Genomic DNA, 18,216 nt, shown 5'->3' with positions numbered 1-18,216 from the left:
AACACAGAGGGTGGGGGGCTACTGTATTTCGAGGGGCCAATCCAGTGGAGACGATGGCATGCAAGATCACAGCCGCTAATACTGGAGCACTAGGGCTGCGGGTGTATTATCTTGTGTAAGCCCGCTTGGTCGAGGTTCCCGGCGAGAGGATCATTGAGCCCGTATCCTCTATGTTGTGTGACAAGGATTACAACCAAAAAGTGGATTTCAAATCAAGGGGGAAGACTGCCCCAGTTTTCTTGACACATACAGTCTTTACTATCAGGTTGATTATCTATAAATAAACTGCTATTTATGAATCGAACTCTCGAGCATTTCCAGGGATGAGGATTCATCATGTGAAAGTACACGTGCAAGATCTATGAGGATTATGAGCCTATCCTCCAACCTCGCAATTCCTCTCAAGAACCTGGAATCCACGTCCATCGCTATTTCAGGCAGAGGTTCGAATGCCTTCACTGGGATACGGATCACCTCTGATACTGAATCTACAATCAAGCCTACTGTTGTATCATTCATATTGACTACCACAATACGGCTGGATCTCGTTTTCTCACATTCGGGTATGCCGAAACGCTTCCTTAGATCAATGATCGGGATGACCCTGCTACGAAGATCAATTACCCCCTCGACAAAATGAGGAGTATTGGGCACCTTTACTATATTCGTCAAATGGATGATCTCCTGGACCTGCATGATATCAACGCCGTATTCTTCATTCCCGAGCCTAAATTTTACAAGCTGGGCTTCCTCAGTTAAATTTGCAACTGCCAATTCGTAGCATCTCCTATAAGCCATCTAGCTCTGATTCTGACAATAAATCCCTAGCGAATAAGATGAAGGGGAGGGCCTCCTTACCATGGCAAATATAGACACCTGGAGGCCCCTGAAGCGTCAAACCTTGAATTTCCCTACAAGCTCCTGAAGTTTTTGAGCCATTTCCGCGAGGGATTCCGCAGAGGCCGACATCTCCTGAATGGAGGCATTTACTTCTTCTGTGGAGGCCGAGACTTCCTCCGCTGCAGCAGCACTTTCTTCTGATACTGCCGCGACATTGTGTATGGATTTCTTGACTTCTTCCGCACTCGCAGACATTTCCTCTGTGGCCGCTGTGTTCTCCTCAGCTATGCTCACTATCTCATTTATGGCCTTACCCACACTGAGAGCAGCTTCTTTCAGTGAATTGGCAGAGGAGATGAGATCACCAACGAGTTTTTCAGCTCCACTTGCGCCCTCATATATCTCATCTAAGGCACTACCTGCCTCCTGGGCCACGGCACTCCCTGTCTCAACTTCCTTGGCTCCGGCGTCTATTGCCGCTACAGCCTTTTGTGTGGCCTGTTTTACTCTTTCTATGAGATCCGCAATGGCCTTGGTCTCCCTGGATGAGTGTTCGGCGAGTTTCCGCACCTCATCCGCAACCACAGCAAAACCCCTGCCGTGTTCTCCTGCCCTTGCAGCCTCTATGGCAGCGTTGAGTGCAAGAAGGTTCGTCTGTTCTGCTATGTCATCTATGACTTCAAGGATCCTGCCGATCTCACGGGAATGTGAGTCAAGCTCTCTTATCCTTTCTGCAATGTCGCTTGTGGTGCCCCTTATCCTCTCCATGCTCGCTATCACATTCCTGACGGAATCACTACCTTTAGCAGCCGATCCGGCATTTTTACTTGATGCCGCCCCCACTTTTTCGAGCATGCCCAGTACTTCGTTTAAGGACTCATCTGTTTCCCTCATGATATTGGATGCCGCCTGGATGCTGTTCATCTGAGTTTCAGCGCCTTTGGCCACCTGGGTTATGGCCTGGGTGAGTTGTTCGACCGATGATGCACTGTTTGCCACACTCTGGCTCTGCTCCTGGGCGCCTGATGCCACCTGCTGCACTGTCTCCGAGATCTGCTGGGCCGCCTTTGCAGATTCCTCGGCACTAGCGGAGAGCTCCTCGCTCGTGGAGGCTACCTGCTGGGCCGAATTGGTAACCTCGCCGATAAGGGTCCTCAGGCTTGTCATCATGTCCCCGAAAGCTCTAGCGAGAATCCCGATTTCATCAGTAGATCGTGCGTGAACCTCTTCTGTCAGATCGCCGTGCGCCGCCTTCTGAGCCACGGCAACCAGCTTTTGGATAGGATCGGAGATGGCCTTGGCCATAAAGAGACCCATCAGAAGGCCTAGCACCGTGGAAACAGTAACAATTACAATGACAGTGTTTCGCGCAGCCGCTTCAGTGGCTTGGGCGGCAAGCACGACACTATTCGAATGGCTATCTACTTGGGAAATGATCTTGTCGAGCGACTTGACCAGATTGTCCCCAGCCTCCTTGGTGCGCCCGCGGGCTAGCTGAAGGGCTTCATCCTTCCTCATCTGCCTTGATAGTGATATGGTCTCCTCGGTCATTCTAACATACTCCTGCCAGTCCTTCTCGATGGCAGAATATGATCTTTTCCCTTCATCCGTCAGAAGAAGCGTTCCCAACGACTTGAGGTCGGCTTCAAACAAGTCTTTATCCGCTTGGAGATTGCTCTCATATTGACGGAATTCCTCTTCGGAGGAGGAGATGATGTGTTGGAGCACATGACGTCTAAGATCGGAGGCATGCGCCCTCAGTTCGCCAGCATACTTAGTCTTGGGCAGTGAGTTATGGGCAATATCCCTGATATTGCGGCTGATTGCGTGCAGTTTCATTACGGCGAATATACCCATCGATACCATAGCCACGAGAAGTAAAACTACTAAAACGATGATCTTGGACCTCATTCGCAGATTCATAAACCACTTCATGATCGCTAACACCTCCGCCATATTTTGCTGTCATACATATATCTGCTACGATGATAATCAGGTCTTTTATATATGCTTTATCGCCCTATTATCGCTGGTAGCTGGAGTACGAAATGTACTAGGGATACTAAGCGACGCGGGAGCAATCGCTTCTTGTATCGGACATAGCTATGTGGCTAGATATGAAATGTACAGGTATACACGCTATATGATGGCGGAGAAATGCCTGATCCATAGTAGAAAGGCCCCGGAGGGGATGCATCATCCATCTTCTGTAGCGGCCATGATAGGATATGTTCCCCGGCATGACTATGCAGGCATAAGGGGATATGAGTATCATAGGATGATGAGGTGGTGGGGAAGTGGATTGTCATTTGATCCAGGCATTTATAGATCAGTAAGGGGTTACCCCCCCCCCCCCGCATAGGGGAGGCAAAGCCATATTCCTGTTTCAGTAACCTCTCGATCATATTACAGTCTCCCTCTATAGATTATTCTTTTATTTTTATCGACACCATAAAACACTTTTTTAGACACAGCCCGACATCTCTTAACCTATTTCCCGCCACCTTAAATTGTAAGGAGTCAAGTAATTTCCTAATTTAAGCCGTAGGAATGTCAGGAAATTCCCCCTACCCATGTAGCGCACAAGCTGCAAATCTGACATCCTGGTATCGGAAGGTACCGGGGCGGGAAAGGTTGTTGCCGCCGAAACACTACGTACACAACTGGTCTGCGAAAAGACAGCCTCTTACGGGGTATGCCGCGCAGCTTGTGAGAAGTACCGCCTGGAGCAGCCGAGGCAAGCGCTCCTCTCAGAGCATGAAACCACCAAACTAGCCGGCTGACATGAGAGGCCAGGCCACAAACCTTAAATATCCGATGTATTGATACATCTATATCCTCCCCGGACATGAGGAGGGAAGGCCTTCTGAGGCATTGTGGCGGGACTCCAAGGGGTACATTATGTATCACGACTTCCACAAAAAGGATGTGAAGGAATTTCGCACTCTCCCGGAAATGTATGCGGCTGTGGTATCAGGACAGATACATGAGCTAACCGGCTATCAGCAAGTGGCATGGGGATGGGGGCTCCTGATAGACTTAGGTTTTGTAACCCCACCTATGGTAAGCATGATCGAGTTGCCGGCGAATATACCTGCAGAGGCGCAAGGCCTACGCGAAGGATTCATCATGCTTGCGGAGATTAAGGAAGCTTGCGGGATTCAATGGCGCGATGCAATTCTCCAACCTTCCGGAGGGGTAGCGGTAAATCTTTTGTGTCTGGATTACCCCACCAGACCCTAAGTCTTTGGCGATATATTATTTTGAATGCAACTTGATCTCACAGAGTCCATAAATACTGCATTTTTAACATATAGCCATCCTAGTATTTCCAGCCAATAGCACCAAGTCACATGCAGTTTGTCACCAGATTTGCACCATACAAAAATAGTAAACCCCACTCTTCGACGGGCACAAAAAAGAGGAAGGAGTCGCCGAGGAAGGGTATCCCCTTCTCCCTAGACCCTTTCCACTTCATACGGACGCTATTGGCCCAAGTCCAAGCCGGGGCTATTCTCTTCTCTATTATCGCCAATTATTCTGGCATTATCGCTGACATCTTGTACCGGAATGGACACTATACCTGGCTACCGTGGATATAATCAAAAAGTGAACTACGCTGATAAGGGGAATGGTCTGGGAGATTATCCCTCAGTCTGGCTGAAGCTCTTTCACGAAACGCAACCCGGTAGCTGTATAGCCCAGCCGCTCGTAGAATCGATGTGCCTCCTTACGGTACTTGCTGCTGTTGAGCAGCACGGCGACACCGCCTTGCTTTCTAGTCCATTCTTCTACCGCTCGAACCAATGCGGTACCTACTCCGCTTCTACGGAACCCCGCGTCGACTACAAGCACCATCAGCTGACCATAGCAACCGTTTCTCTCATAAGTATAGCCGATACGGGCACCAGCCAGACCGACAATGCGTTCCCCTTGCTCAGCGACCCATGTGCTGTAGTCAGGATGTCTAAGGATTACCATTAACCACTCCTGAACCTCAAATGGTGCGGAAGGGTAACCCAACTGCTCCAAGAGCGGTACGAGCGCGGGTCTATCATCAAGTGCAGCCAAGCGGATTTGTATGCCATCAGCCAAACGAAGCACCCCCTCCTAACAGTAAGGGCCTATCTATATCTCCAATCCCAGCCATCTGAGGGCCATTTTGCGCCCCGATTTCCATGGGATCTCTCTGAAAATATACTATGGCGATGGCGCTAGAGCTACAGCTACAGCTACAGCTTTACAGCTCTATCCTACGGGGCAGGCCAATGATTGATACTTCCATAAAATCCATATGATATTTCTCTACCAGGGCCCTGGTTTCCTGTTCATCAAATCATCCATAAGCAGGGGTCCCGAATATAAACAAATGAGTGAGCTGCGATGCCATGAATCGTATTCTCGGCAGGATAGCCAACAATGAGATGACCACTATTAACCTTATCCTGAGACTGTCAATTCCATACCTCTACTGCTCAGATAGGCTGCCAGAGATTTATTTGGTTGTTGGAAAGTATTTCTGGGCCTACCCCATTTTCGTGGACACCCAGGAGCTTGTAAGGTAAACTGGGAAAGGGGTGTCCATATGCCAAAGACGGTATCGGCTTTGTCGCGAAAGGAGAGAAATTGATGAACAGGCAAACGATGGGTGTCACCACGATCTTCGGGCTCCTGCTGGTCGTCACTTTGGGAGGTATCCTCTACCATTATTTCACTGGCTATCACTATCCGGCCTCACCCGCCAGCACATTCGAGTTGAACGTCCTCGGCGACCTTTACGAAGCGTTCTTCCTTGTCCCGGTGGGGCTAGCCGGTCTTTGGGGTATGCGGAAGGGAAGCGCCTGGGGCCCCCTGCTCATCGCCGGGGTAGCCGCGAACTTGGCGTATAACTACGCAATGCCGGTGACCGGCCGGCAGAACCTGTGGGTCTTTCTTTGGATAGTCAAGCTAGCCTTGTCTGGAACTGCCGTCTGCCTGGTGTGGAACCTTCTGCCGTCAGGCCCCGGTCGCCGTGCTAGGTCGGGACTGGTCGTGGCAATGTACTTGACGGTGGTCTTTCTGGCCTTCTCGGGGATGATGGGGCAGAGGCTCATGGCGAGCGCTACCGGGCGCGCCATGGACATGACCATGCAGGAAGCTGGAAGCCTCGATTGGGAAAACCGTTCCTCAGGGATCCAATAGTTTTCTTCTCCCTCGCTTGCCCGGTAGTGATTACCGCCATTCTCAGTCTCTGGCGAGGAACTGACTGGGGAGGCAGAGCCGCCTCGTTATCTAGTGTGTTCATCGTGAGCATTGTCAGTATCGTGCTATTCACCGGCCCATTGAAAGAATATCTGCAGACCGGCACAATATCGCCCGCCATATGGGGAATGTCCACTATCATGGTGTTGGCCGCAGCGCCGGCCGTGTGGGCGCTATCCTGGCTCGCCCGCGAGGGGTGCAGTAGAAACAGCGGTACCAGACAACGCTGTAGGGACGGCCAAAATCGGGGGAAAAGATAGAAAAACCGAATCTTCTCTACAGGGTTTAGTTCTGGTATGTAACACGGATTTATAGGGGTGAAAACAAGATGGATCATAAAATCCTGGTAGCATACGCCAGTTGGACTGGGTCCACAGGCGAGGTAGCGGAAGGCATAGGTCAAGCGTTGCGCAACGGGATCACGCAAGTAGACGTCCTTCCGGCTAGAGCCGTGACCGATATAAGCCCATATCGAGCTGTAGTATTGGGTACCCCCGTTCACGCAGGCAGGGTACATGCGGATGTACTAGCCTTCCTTAAAGTGCACCATAAGGCGTTGAGCGAGGTACCTGTAGCCTACTTTGTTGTCTGCTTGACGATGAAGGATAATACTGAGGCAAACCGCCGCAGGGCAACAGCTTATCTGAATCCGCTATACAGAAAAGCACCGCAGGTGCGGCCAGTTAGCGTTGGGCTTTTTGCAGGAGCTCTACACTACACACAAAAGATTTCTTTCCCGTTGCGGTTGATCCTCAAGGCAATGAAGGCTCCGGAGGGCGATTATCGTAATTGGGATACCATTCGTGCATGGGCTACCAGCATACGCCCGGCGTTGCTGGGATCATAGCCGCCGTTCCCCGCCCCGCATTCTCCAAGTCCAGCCATGTTTCCGCCAGCCCTGTGGAGGATTGCCAGAATCCAGCCGCCGCAAGCTCCGCCCCTTCAGGGCTTGGGAGAAGGTGGTTTTGCCGTTGTTCCCCCATGTAGAATATGGTATGGTAATTGTGGACTGGAATATTCTACATGCGAAATATGGGTTACTATTCTGAGCTCATGCAAATAGATAATGCATCTAGCAGGGCTTTTGCCTTACCCTATACCCCAAGATAGTCAAGAACTAGACTTGGGGTACGGAAGTTGGGCTGGGGGCTGTAGCTCCAGGGCTAGCTTTCAGGCAGGATAGGATGAATCTTGCTTCTGGTCGGCAAGCTGGGCCAGCGAGATCAGGTGGTACTAGCATCTCGGCACCTGGTGGTAACGACACATCCATTCGCTTCATTATTTGGATCCTCTGCCCCTGACATGCAGGATTCTATGATTGGGCTAATTCAAACCACCGGCCTCATCCTATCCCATAGCTGATGGCCCGGTTCTGGAGATCATGATGCGCTTGCCTCACGGAAGTTGACGATATCCAGGAGTCTCTCATCGATCTCTTTCAAGAACCTGGAAGGCTCCACACATCTTGACCTGCCTTCAAGAGCCCTTTCCATGGAGTATGAAAGATAGAGCTTATCCCTGGCCCTCGTGATGGCCACATACGCAAGCCTCCTTTCCTCCTCTATATCGCCCTCATTTGCGGCCCTGAAGTGGGGAATAATGCCCTCCTCAAGCCCCGGGAGGATCACATGGCTGAACTCCTTTCCCCTTGACGCATGAATGGTCATCAGCTTTACAGCCTTGGCCGGCCTTACACTTTCCGAGAACCTATATGGCACTCGGGCCCGGATAAGCTCCTTGCAGATCGGGGTAAACTGGGCCCTGGTCCTGGTGAGCACCGCTATTTCTCCTGGGGCTATTCCCTTTAGAAGAAGGTCCTTGATGAGCTCTGCCACGTATATGGCCTCATCTGAGTCATTTGGGGCTACATATAGGTCGATTGGATCACCCCAGTCCCTCACCGGTACCTGCGGGATTGGCACCGTTGTGGTGCCGCGCTTTATCAGGGAGTTTGCAGCAGCTACGATGTTGGCGGTAGACCTATAGTTACGTCTGAGGATATAGGTTCTGGTGCCAGGGTCCTGCATATACTCAAGGATAATGTCCACTGCCCCGCCCTTAAAGCCGAATATCTCCTGCTGTGGGTCCCCTACTGCAAACAAGTTACCATGGACTGAGGTAAGGAACTTTACGATCTCCCACTGGCATGGGTCCAGGTCCTGGAATTCGTCTATGAGCATGTGGTGAAATCGCTGCGCGTACCTTAACCTGACCTCGTCATTTGACTGCAGGAGCCAGAGGGTATTTACAAGGAGGTCATCGAAGTCCATGGCGTTTAATCCAAGGAGACGCCGCCTGTAAAGCGAGGCCGCCTTGTGTAAGAATTCGTCGTGGGAATCATCCTTCAGGGTCAGACAGCATAAAGATATGGCATGCAAGGCCTCCTCGGGCCTTACCTCGACACTAAGGCCTTTGAGGACCTCTTGCATGATGGCCTCTGCCCCGGCAGCATCTATAATGCTAAACCCGTTCCTGTAGCCGAGAGAGCCCAGGGCAGATGATTCTTCCCTGAGTATCCGGTAGCATATGCTGTGGAAGGTCCCTATCCACGCCTGTCCAATTCCAGGGATATCACCAAGTCGCTCCTTCAATTCCCCCGCCGCCTTCCTGGTGAAGGTAACACACAGGATTGATGAGGGTGCGGCTCCTCCCTTGATGAGCCTGCGCACCCTCTCTGTAAGCACCTTGGTCTTGCCGCTTCCCGCCGGAGCTATCACCAGGATATGCCCGCAAGGGGCGTATACAGCCTGCGATTGATCTGAATCCAAGTGCAAGATGTCACCCCCAGCCTGAGAAATATAAAGGGCGCCAGCATCACCGGCTGGCGCCTTCCTTCTCAGTCCTTGCCGTAAGGGCGGCCTCGACTGTCTCGATGATCTCTGCGGCTATCCTATGGACCCGCTGGAATGCTTCAACGATCTTCTCTGGAACAATTTCCCATAAGGCTAAGTAATTGGCGGATGAGCTCTCTATTTTAAAGTGGGAACATACAACGAACGCTACCGCCTCGGCCTCTATCTCCTTCTGCTCTCTCGTAAGGCCGGCGCCCTCAGGGCCCCGGTGCAAAAGTTCATGGGCAAGCTCATGCGTGATCACAGACACCTTCCCCGCTTCATCGAACCTGTCGTCTATTTCGATCCTGCCGCCATAGCTTGTGCCGTGATGGTCACCATGGAGGGTCCTATACTCGCAGGCTATGCCCTTGCCTTTTGCTATCTCCTCCAGTATGGGTAGTAGCCCTCTGCCGTCCCCAGAGGCTGTTATGGGTGCCTCTGGGAGCGGCTTCCCATCTGTCTGGCTGACATCGAAGACGTAAGTTACCTTGAAGGATGTGTGCGCCACCTCCTCCTCGTTGCCGCCCTCATCGACAATTGTCCTCTTGACTATGCAGGGCGCGAGGATCGGGATTCCTCTCTCGCCCTTCTTGACGAATCTCCCGAGCTTCTGCCAGGTCTTATACCCTGCGACCTGGGAGGCATGGGGACAGTGTAGCCAGATCGAGAGGGTGTTGTGGAAGCTGTAGCGGTGAAAATGGCCCATGAACTTGAGGTACTCGATAACTTCTGCCGAGGACCTCGCTTTTTTGGTCATCACTCCTAAATCCTTCAGGCGAGATTCGATCTCTCTTACCAGCTCGGTTGGTTTCATCTTGAGGTCACTCCTCCCGTACATGACTAAGGCCGGGACTATGGCTCCCGGCGGGCCAGATCTTCTTTAATGTCCGTGAAAATGCCGCTACATAATAACAGCCTCCCGGTGACCCGAGCTTTGTCGAAGGGACTGCATTTTTTCTCCAGGATATTACGGCCGGGCCAGTTGAGTTGGCGGTAGCCAATTATTACGTAGAACGGGTTTGGGATATACCGTGGTTCTTAGTATAAAAGGCAGCACCGATGAGCTGTAAGCTTCATATGATAAGCTGGAGGGTAAGGCGTGATCCTTTAACCAATAGACTACAAAGGGGGTGAAACCTTTGTCTAGGAGGCTATTCTATAACCTCTTTGCCACAGACGGGTTCATCAATCTCCCGACGGATCCCACAGGGACCGAACCCCGTAGACGGATATACGTTTTCGGCTTCGTTGGCGGCCTATTCAAGGTCCAACCTATATCCTTCGGCGTACCTACAGGTCCGGCAACAGTGGTAAACCCGCAGTTTGATACCACCGTGCCGGCGAACCTGGATGCCCTCAGAGGGAAGGCAGTAATCCCATCGCCAAGAATTGATATGGAGATTGGCGATGAGCTGTATATTACCCTTACTAACCTCGGGTTATATCTTACGACTCCTCCTATACTCGATCTTCATACTGTTCATATCCACGGAGGCCATGTGGCTACCCAGGTCGACGGTGTTCCCGAAACCTCCTGGGGCGTGCCTGTGACTCCACCCGGTATGCCAGCTATCACCGTGACCTACTATTTCAAGCCGGAAAAGCCTGGCACATACTTCTATCACTGCCACCAGGAAGCTTCTGAACACGTCCAAATGGGTATGTATGGAGCACTAATTGTCTACCCATCCATGCTAAGCTTGGCTCAAGCAGGCATCGTGAAGGGCCCTTCAACGGGGCGCTGGTTCTTCAGGGGCAGATTACAACCTCAAATCCCTACTACTGCTACCAATAGGAACTTCGCATACAACGATATCAACTCATTCTTTAATAGTGACTGGGTCCTGTTGTTCTCGGACATCGATTCGACATGGCACGACGCAGTGTTTGCCCAAACAGACTTTAACCCGGTCAACTACAAACCGGATTACTGGCTGGTAAACGGGCGTGCCTTCCCGGACACCTTGCTGCCAACGACTCTGCCTGCATCGCTAGAGCCCGACTTCGGGTATAGCATTCCAGACGGATATGAAAGCTATGTAAGGGTATCAACAGGGAATCCTGCTACTCGTAGACCACCTGACAAATTCCTGCTACGCATGATAAACATCGGCTACCAACCGGTACCGTTCCATGTTCACGGCTGGCATGGTATGATAGTCGGCAAGGATGCCAACCCACGGACAGCTGGTGAGATGAACTTCACCACTCTAGTGGGATCGGGAGAGAGTTATGACATACTCTATTCCGCTGACGACAAGAGGTCCATCTATGCAGATTACATCTTCTGCGGCAAAGCAGGCTTCCCGTCTTTAAAGCAGCAGATCGCTCAGGCTACAGAACAATCGATTACGGCAGGTACTTTCATTCCACCATTTCCGGGCGCGACGGATCTATGGGCCAACATCATACTACAAACCAGCCTAGGCCAGGGGACGTTTATTCCTCCATATAACTGGGTGCCCTGGAACTATGGTTCTTCTACGGCAGACAACTTCATGTTCCCGCAGTTCTATTTAGCCCACAATCACGACGATTACAAGGTTACTAATAATGGTGTATATCCAGGCGGCCAGCTAATCCTCATTGAAACTGACTTCCCAGGATCTGATTATAGGAGAACTCCCCCTATCATAACCGAGCCTCCTCACATCTGTCCGCGAGTACCGATTCCATAGGGGCTTGGTCTACCTAACACGGGGCGTCTTCCCAAGGACGCCCCCAACCTGCTTAGGAACAGGGGATATTAGACTATCATTAGGATAAGGCTGGAATTCCCGGTAGTGCCAATCTAAGAACCCGGGATCACCCGGCTGCGGCCTTCCTCTGGCAGGCCATACAGAGCGGCCTCCCAAACTTGCGCATGGAGAAGTTATAGACCGACTGCGTTATCTCAGCCCCGCAGTGGCCGCATAAGGGTAAAGTAGCCCTGTCACTCCTGCCGGATCTGCCCTCTCTCCGGGATGGCTCTGAATCCCCGCCCTGCTTGATAGGAGCCGCTTCGTCATAGTCATCCTCGATCTCGCCCATCTCCTCAAAGGAGACCATGTCCACCCCGGTAAAGTCCCTGAGGGCCCTGGCCTTGGCCCTCGTAGCGGCCATCCTCAGGATGTGCGGGGCTATATTCTTATTCACATTATCCGGGGAGGCATCGCCAACCTCGCGGTAAATGGAACCATCTTCACCCTCAAGGGTTGCCGAACACACAGCATAGTTTCCGTTCTCTGGTGAAGGGATCTGGACTATCTCTACCTCAAGCCTCCTCAGTCCCTTCTCCCTCGCAAGTTCAAGCAGGCCGCTATAGACGATGAAATCTTTGCCTTGAAACCTTCTTACAAACCTCTTCCTGAACTCCTCAGTAAGCTCCATAGCTCTTTCCTCCAATCCTGAATTGTAAGTTGAGGGGACGGCTCTTCATGCCGTCCCCCTGCCGCATAAATCCCCAGAAAAATAAAAAACCACCCTGATGGTGGGTGGGACATACTCCGGGGCTCTGATGAATGCTTGCCACCGGTTTCTGATGCATGGTGACTTGGGAATTGATTAGCGGTCGCCGGTCTCGCTTCCGGCATGGTGCCCTGGCAGCTCGATTCGTTCCACCCGGGCAGCGTTGCCGAAGGCGATAACCTCCCTGCATTTCACGCACCGGAATATCTGGCAGTGGTCATCTATCACCTCCTCGAATAGTTCACTCCCGCAGGATTTACATGTGAGGATCGCCCCATGGAATCTAATCTTCAACATGATCTCGGCCTCCTTTTATCTCTGGGATTTCGCACTTTATTCCTCAGAAACAGAAAATGCCCGCTCCTTATGCGCGGGACATATCTTATCTCCACAGATATGCTTAGTAATGGCAGGAATTACCTCGTAGCACTATATACATAACAAATTGATGGATCATACCTATGGCTACCAGATGGTCTTGAACACTCAGGTTAGAATGCCAGGCCTTTTTCTCGCATACTGGCATACCGATCCTCGGCAATTATGACATGGTCTACGACCCTTATATCCAGCAGATCTCCCGCCTGGATCATGCGCCTGGTGATCTCTATATCCGCTCTACTTGGCGTGGGGTCGCCGCTCGGGTGGTTATGGATGAGTATGACCTCAAATGCATTGGCCAGTATCGCAGGCTTGAATACCTCCCGCGGGTGTACCAGGCTTGAGTTCAGGTTCCCCACGCTCACTATGTTTGCGCCTATGAGCTGGTTCTTGACATTGAGAAGGAGAGTTGAGAATGCCTCCCGATCTGCACCTCTGTAATACATCCGTGCGACTTCTGCTGCTATTGACGCGTTATTGATGCTTACCCCTGTGCTATCATATGGAACGGTCTTTGACTTCACGAGCTTGATGGAATACAGCGAGAATCCTTTCTTCATATCCGGTCTCCTCTCCGATCAGAATTAAATGGAGGAGTGGCCCCAGTTGGAACCACTCCACTGCATGTGCTCTGCGGCCTTTGTATGTATGCGCTACCGCATCCTCCCGGTGACTCGAAGGCCTACTTTCAGACCTGCGGTAAATAGCTCATCCACTGCCCCGAGTAGCCCTCCGCCCGCGATCTTGAGGCAATCAACTGCGGTCCTCCCGATGGAGTCTACCGCTGCCCTTATCTGAGCCTTCGCCTCCTCCGGGGTTACCGGCTGAGGGGCCGCTGGCCTCACTTCTTCCCTTGCGTTGAGCGCGGCATTTACCGCGGTAGCTACGATCTCAGCCAGCTCTTTCTGGGTGAGCATTATGACCTCAGCATCACTCCTGCCGGCCACCTGATTCTGATCTTGACGATTTACACTGTTCATGTCCTCTACCATCCTTTCTGGATTTTAGTTATTGATTTCATTACCTAACCCCTAAGTCACATTTCATCCCTCCCCGACCCTAGATAAATGAATGAGCCCGCACCATAGATGCGGGCCCTAAAGAGATCTCATCATGTTACCAATCACTTACCATCCAGTACTTCTTGAAAACGCCTGCTCCTGGTGCCTGAGCAGCTTGGAGGAACTCTACGCCAGGTCTTAGGGTCGATATGAGACCTTCGTTTGGGGCAATTCTTGCAGGGATCCAGCAGCAGGTCGAAGTAGTCCTCTCTTTCTCTTTCAGGGATGATACGGTCAAGCTCAGGCGATATGCCGATCTCCCAGCCGAACACGAGGTCGCGAAATACCTCACAGTCAGCCTTGCAGCAGCTCTCCCTTGCGCGCTCACAATACCTGCAGTATATGGCCTGGGCCGAAGGCAAAACCTCCGGCCCGTTCTGGTCCACTAAACTCATGCGGCCCCATGTCTTCTGCATCTCAGCATGGAGCCGCTTGAATTTCCGCTCATATTCAATTTCTGCACTTGAAATGGGACGGATATGGGCATGGGATACCTCTGCCATAGATCGAGTGGTCATGGTCTCATCTCCTTTCGATTTTGAATTTCATTCAGGATCCTTTTTTGACCATTGAGGGGTATGCATGAATGCCAGCGCTGGAGGATACTCTGCACGGCTGCTTTAGGGGCCTCAGCAGGTGCGAGTCTGATATGCGAGGGCGGCCTCTGCAATACTCGTGGGACAGCCACCGTGGGCCGGGAGAAAATCTGGGCCGGAGGCCTGAGTGCTTCCGATGTATGGAATCACCTTAGATGATAGCCAGCCTCTGGGCGAGTTTCAGCACGAGGGCTTCGAGCCTCTTTCTCGGCAGTTCTTCTATTTCGACTATATCAAGGTATCTCATCTCGCCCTGCCTTTGCGGTGGTAGGAGGGAAGCTCTCTTTCCTTGTTTGAGGATTCTGAACCCATACAATGTCAGGATTCCGTTGAGGCGTATGTTGATAAATGCCTTGAGTGGGCTTTCATACTTTGCCTTGAGAATCTGAAGCCCGGTGACTTTGAGGCCGGGCGCAATCTCATAACCACACTTATCCAGATGATACCAGCCGCCTTTGAGGGGCGGTAGCGGCCTTTCCGTTGGGGCCGCAGCGTCGCGTTTATCCTCTTTCTCGGTATTGAGCGCCTGCGTCATCATGGCCTGCTTTCCCTCCTTCATCCTTGCCTTTGCCTCTAAAACCTGGAATAGCTCATCTCCCTGTAGCAGAGTGAACTCAGCCATGCTTGCTACCACCTCAACCCCATCTTCCCTTATAGCCTTTATCCTTCCATCACGTACCGCCTCGACAACGTAAATGGCTCCATCCTTCAAGACAACGTCGCCCCTGGTGATCTCATGGTCCTCTTGTCCTACTTCGTCAATATGCATGGCCTGCCATATCTCGGCTGGCATAATCTATTCTCCTTTCGTGGTGGTATCAGTGTTCTGGAGGTCATGATTAAGCCCGGGGCCTTCGCCCCGGGCTCTTTGGGAATCTCACTTCAATCTCATGGATCTTATTTGTCCCGATCCTGGGGATCTCTATAACCACTCTTTCACTGGCAGAGGTAATGCGTGACCAGTCAGCCTCGCCACGGAAGGTATGCAGATCACACCCTTCCTCCCAGATGGCTTGTTCCTGGAGCCGGGCCGGGGTGGCTTTCCTATGCGGCGTTATCCAGATCAACGAATCAGCCCTGGCCTTCCTCCCGTAGTGAGCCAGGGCTTCATTTGCGAACCTCACAGCTTCCATTGCAAGCGGCACAGGATCACCGTCTCTCATGCGGGCTGGGTGAGCACAGAAATGGCGGGGTGCTACCTCGCCGTAATCCCTCATCTCCCATGTGCTCCGGCCTTCATCATTAAGGAATACATGCCACCTGCAGGTAGCGCACCTCCTCCACTCATGGTTGGAGCGTGCCGGCACTCCCTCAAGTCCTACACCATGGAGCCATCCCTTCAATGCCACGCCTTTTATGTCTGAGGAGACATCATGAGAACCCACCTGCCACCTGAATTTATCCATCCACCTGGGTTCTAGTGCCCTGGGATTGAACTTCTCCTTTACCGGGTCATATGGCGGAGTTATGTAGTACCCTGGGAGCACGATCCTATATGCTCCAGTTTCAGGTTCCTTCACCCAGAAAGGAACGCTTATGCCGAGCCTGGCATGGGACACGAATAGTCGCCCCATGCCCACGGTATTGTTCCTGCCGGGTAGCCGTCTTGTATCGTAGACTGTGAGGATCGGGGTAAATGGAAGCTCTCCCTGGGGTGCGCCGTCACTGCCACTGGCTATGCGGCGGGCTACTATCTTCGAGAAAGTCCTGGTCACGTTCCGCCTTTCAAAGAATACGTGAACATCCTTCCCCAACACAGCTCGATCGTTGATGGCCACACACCTGAAGGTTAAAAGCCCCGAGAACAAAGAAACCATCCCCGATGGATGGTTGTTGCTTGTGGGTCTCATATCGTAGATCCTCATAAGGTCAGTGCTAATGGAATCAAGTTCCTGCAAAACAACTGAAGCTTGATTGCTTGTGGACATTCTGTTCCCTCCTATCATTCTCGTGGGTGTTCAGTTCTTGTTAACGGGGTGGGTTCTGGTAGGTCCGTATATGCCTGGACCTCGATGACGTGATATTGCAGCCCATAGATGGTTTGTGACCTGGCCTTTCGTGTCAGCCCGCTACTTTGGTGGTTGCGTGCCCTGAGAGGAGCGCTTGCCTTGCCTGCTCCAGGCGGCACTTCTCGCAAGCTGCACGGCATAGCCCGTAAGAGGCCCTCTTTTCACAGGCCTGCTGGATGGCGTGGGCGGCCCCTGTCATGTTACCTTTCGAAAGCCTGTCCAAAGCCAGATAGAGTAGAGACATCAATATCCCTCCTTTTACGGAGAATGAAAAATCGCGGCTATGTAAGCCGCGATTGTGATAGCTGCCGAGAGAACATAGGCTAAAGTTCATGAAGACTTGGTAATAGGTAAAGAAGCATCCGCCGTGGGCATCGTCCCTCCAACGGGCTAAGTATCACCGCCCCGAGAGGGGTGGGGCATGGAACGGAAGTGCCGGGATCGTGGAGATAGGGAAATGGTCTTCGGAAATTTGCGGAAGAATCTATTTCTCATAATTTTCCAAATAATCCCATATAATGCAAAACTATTATATAGGATGTCCGCAAGCTCGGTTTTTATCGGGCATACGAGGGGGTTATGTCTATGGGTAGAGTATCGGCTTATACACCATCTAAGGTGTCCAGAGGCCATATATCCGGGGAGAGTAGACAAGCGTAATGCGAAACTAATTCGATCACGGGAGGATAAATCTCCGGGGAGATATGCGTTAACCTATTTTCCATAGAAAGTTATCAAGCAGGGCGCTGGGTAGCACCAGCTAGGCCAATAAAAATGGGTGTAATAATGCCAAGGCGAGTCTCTATGAGACCGGCTGTGGCCCTACAATAAAAAGCAGCGGAGGCTTGTGGGGCATAATGTGATTATGCTTCAAAACATAGCGGCTAGATAAGTAAGCTAAACTACCTGCAACCTGGATTGGCGTAAACTTCCCTCTCATCATGCCTGCATCAAAGGAGGAACGGTCCCCAGGCCAGAGCCACATGCACACACCGTAGTCACTCCTGACGCGATACCGACATCCATTCAAGTGTAGCCTACAAAGAGAGGCAACGCGTCATACGGGGAACCTGGCGTAAACCTTCCTAGAATTAATGCTACGGGTCGCATCTTGAGTCACCTCGATATCCTACCAACGTAACGAGAGATAGTCTCTCTTGGAATTAACGCTTGACATTTGAAGAATGGATGCGATTATCGTTAACGAAATTATCAGAAGATTAAAAAGCGAAAACTCATCTTCAATCCTTGAAAGGGCGGGAGGGGATTCTTTATCGCCATCCCTATAGGAAAAAGTAGTGCCGCCAGAATGAACGCGAGAGTCGTCGAGTCCAGAACTCTATTTAAGCTCCTTCTTCGAATGAAATATTTGGTATTTCTATCCTGACCATATAAGAGATGGATACACAGAGGTATTAGCGCTCTGCGAATGCCTTTAGGCTAACTACCCTGACCAATGCCCAAGCCATTTGAGACATGAGCTTGTCCCTTCTCGATCATATTAACGGGTCGTAAAGCGGGGTGGGTTCCCTTTCCATGGCCACAGTGGGTCCTTTCCATGGCCACAGTGGGTCCCTTTTTGATTGCCAAACACAATTGTCAAATAGGAAACGGATATCGCCAGGAATTCCTAAGAAGCGTCCCATACTTGAGGCTAGAAAATATTAAGCCGTATCTAAAAATGTGTTCTATGGTGCCGATAAATAGATATTGAAAATGGGTTCTATGGTGCCGATAGATAAATATTGAGAGTCTATAAGGAGGGGTGGCGATATGGTTAGGAGAATGTTGAAACAGGAATATATCC

Annotated in this window: 18 protein-coding genes; 5 read left to right on the top strand and 13 right to left on the bottom strand. The window is 51.4% G+C overall.

The window, feature by feature from the left end; all coding sequences use genetic code 11:
- Positions 1–288: 288 nt before the first annotated feature.
- Both HPY52_16215 and HPY52_16210 read right to left on the bottom strand, forming a co-directional pair.
- Positions 289–798 (bottom strand): chemotaxis protein CheW, encoded by a 510-nt coding sequence (locus HPY52_16215; GenBank protein ID NPV81778.1) that lies wholly within the window; start codon positions 796–798, stop codon positions 289–291.
- Positions 799–894: 96 nt separating this feature from the next.
- On the bottom strand, positions 895–2,775 hold the full coding sequence (locus HPY52_16210) for a methyl-accepting chemotaxis protein (protein NPV81777.1): 1,881 nt from the start codon (positions 2,773–2,775) through the stop codon (positions 895–897).
- A gap of 1,020 nt (positions 2,776–3,795) precedes the next feature.
- Between HPY52_16210 and HPY52_16205 the strand changes: the two genes are divergently transcribed.
- Positions 3,796–4,083: a hypothetical protein gene (locus HPY52_16205; protein ID NPV81776.1), complete on the top strand. Its 288-nt coding sequence runs from the start codon at positions 3,796–3,798 to the stop codon at positions 4,081–4,083.
- Between the two features lie 408 nt (positions 4,084–4,491).
- Here the strand turns inward: HPY52_16205 and HPY52_16200 are convergent, their stop codons facing one another.
- Positions 4,492–4,935 (bottom strand): GNAT family N-acetyltransferase, encoded by a 444-nt coding sequence (locus tag HPY52_16200; protein NPV81775.1) that lies wholly within the window; start codon positions 4,933–4,935, stop codon positions 4,492–4,494.
- Positions 4,936–5,228: 293 nt separating this feature from the next.
- Here HPY52_16200 and HPY52_16195 point away from each other — a divergent pair, with 293 nt between their 5' ends.
- From HPY52_16195 to HPY52_16185, 3 genes are all read left to right on the top strand, one after another.
- Positions 5,229–5,405, top strand: coding sequence for a hypothetical protein (locus HPY52_16195; GenBank protein ID NPV81774.1), 177 nt, complete (start codon positions 5,229–5,231; stop codon positions 5,403–5,405).
- Between the two features lie 64 nt (positions 5,406–5,469).
- On the top strand, positions 5,470–6,021 hold the full coding sequence (locus tag HPY52_16190) for a hypothetical protein (protein ID NPV81773.1): 552 nt from the start codon (positions 5,470–5,472) through the stop codon (positions 6,019–6,021).
- Positions 6,022–6,409: 388 nt separating this feature from the next.
- On the top strand, positions 6,410–6,928 hold the full coding sequence (locus HPY52_16185) for a flavodoxin (protein ID NPV81772.1): 519 nt from the start codon (positions 6,410–6,412) through the stop codon (positions 6,926–6,928).
- 532 nt (positions 6,929–7,460) lie between these two features.
- Here the strand turns inward: HPY52_16185 and HPY52_16180 are convergent.
- Positions 7,461–8,855, bottom strand: a complete 1,395-nt coding sequence (locus tag HPY52_16180; protein NPV81771.1) for an ATP-dependent helicase — start codon at positions 8,853–8,855, stop codon at positions 7,461–7,463.
- 40 nt (positions 8,856–8,895) lie between these two features.
- Positions 8,896–9,729, bottom strand: coding sequence for an ImmA/IrrE family metallo-endopeptidase (locus HPY52_16175; protein NPV81770.1), 834 nt, complete (start codon positions 9,727–9,729; stop codon positions 8,896–8,898).
- A gap of 325 nt (positions 9,730–10,054) precedes the next feature.
- Between HPY52_16175 and HPY52_16170 the strand changes: the two genes are divergently transcribed.
- Positions 10,055–11,593: a multicopper oxidase domain-containing protein gene (locus HPY52_16170; GenBank protein ID NPV81769.1), complete on the top strand. Its 1,539-nt coding sequence runs from the start codon at positions 10,055–10,057 to the stop codon at positions 11,591–11,593.
- 127 nt (positions 11,594–11,720) lie between these two features.
- Here HPY52_16170 and HPY52_16165 read toward each other — a convergent pair whose 3' ends face one another.
- From HPY52_16165 to HPY52_16130, 8 genes are all read right to left on the bottom strand, one after another.
- Positions 11,721–12,284, bottom strand: coding sequence for a hypothetical protein (locus tag HPY52_16165; protein NPV81768.1), 564 nt, complete (start codon positions 12,282–12,284; stop codon positions 11,721–11,723).
- A 174-nt stretch (positions 12,285–12,458) separates the two neighbouring features.
- Complete coding sequence (locus HPY52_16160; GenBank protein ID NPV81767.1) at positions 12,459–12,659, bottom strand: hypothetical protein; 201 nt, start codon at positions 12,657–12,659, stop codon at positions 12,459–12,461.
- A 194-nt stretch (positions 12,660–12,853) separates the two neighbouring features.
- Positions 12,854–13,303, bottom strand: coding sequence for a JAB domain-containing protein (locus tag HPY52_16155; GenBank protein NPV81766.1), 450 nt, complete (start codon positions 13,301–13,303; stop codon positions 12,854–12,856).
- Positions 13,304–13,396: 93 nt separating this feature from the next.
- Positions 13,397–13,723 (bottom strand): hypothetical protein, encoded by a 327-nt coding sequence (locus tag HPY52_16150; protein NPV81765.1) that lies wholly within the window; start codon positions 13,721–13,723, stop codon positions 13,397–13,399.
- 143 nt (positions 13,724–13,866) lie between these two features.
- Positions 13,867–14,322, bottom strand: coding sequence for a hypothetical protein (locus HPY52_16145; GenBank protein NPV81764.1), 456 nt, complete (start codon positions 14,320–14,322; stop codon positions 13,867–13,869).
- Positions 14,323–14,551: 229 nt separating this feature from the next.
- Positions 14,552–15,193: a hypothetical protein gene (locus HPY52_16140; GenBank protein NPV81763.1), complete on the bottom strand. Its 642-nt coding sequence runs from the start codon at positions 15,191–15,193 to the stop codon at positions 14,552–14,554.
- 46 nt (positions 15,194–15,239) lie between these two features.
- The gene (locus HPY52_16135) at positions 15,240–16,328 is read right to left on the bottom strand and encodes a hypothetical protein (protein ID NPV81762.1); all 1,089 of its coding nucleotides are present in this window, start codon (positions 16,326–16,328) and stop codon (positions 15,240–15,242) included.
- Positions 16,329–16,461: 133 nt separating this feature from the next.
- A complete protein-coding gene (locus HPY52_16130) occupies positions 16,462–16,653 on the bottom strand; it encodes a hypothetical protein (GenBank protein ID NPV81761.1) in 192 nt (63 codons plus the stop codon).
- Positions 16,654–18,216: the final 1,563 nt, after the last annotated feature.

This window comes from Bacillota bacterium (assembly GCA_013178415.1).
In the GTDB taxonomy this organism is placed as follows: domain Bacteria; phylum Bacillota; class SHA-98; order Ch115; family Ch115; genus Ch115.
Note: the sequence above shows the minus strand (reverse complement) of the source record. Positions and strands in the feature narration are given on the sequence as shown.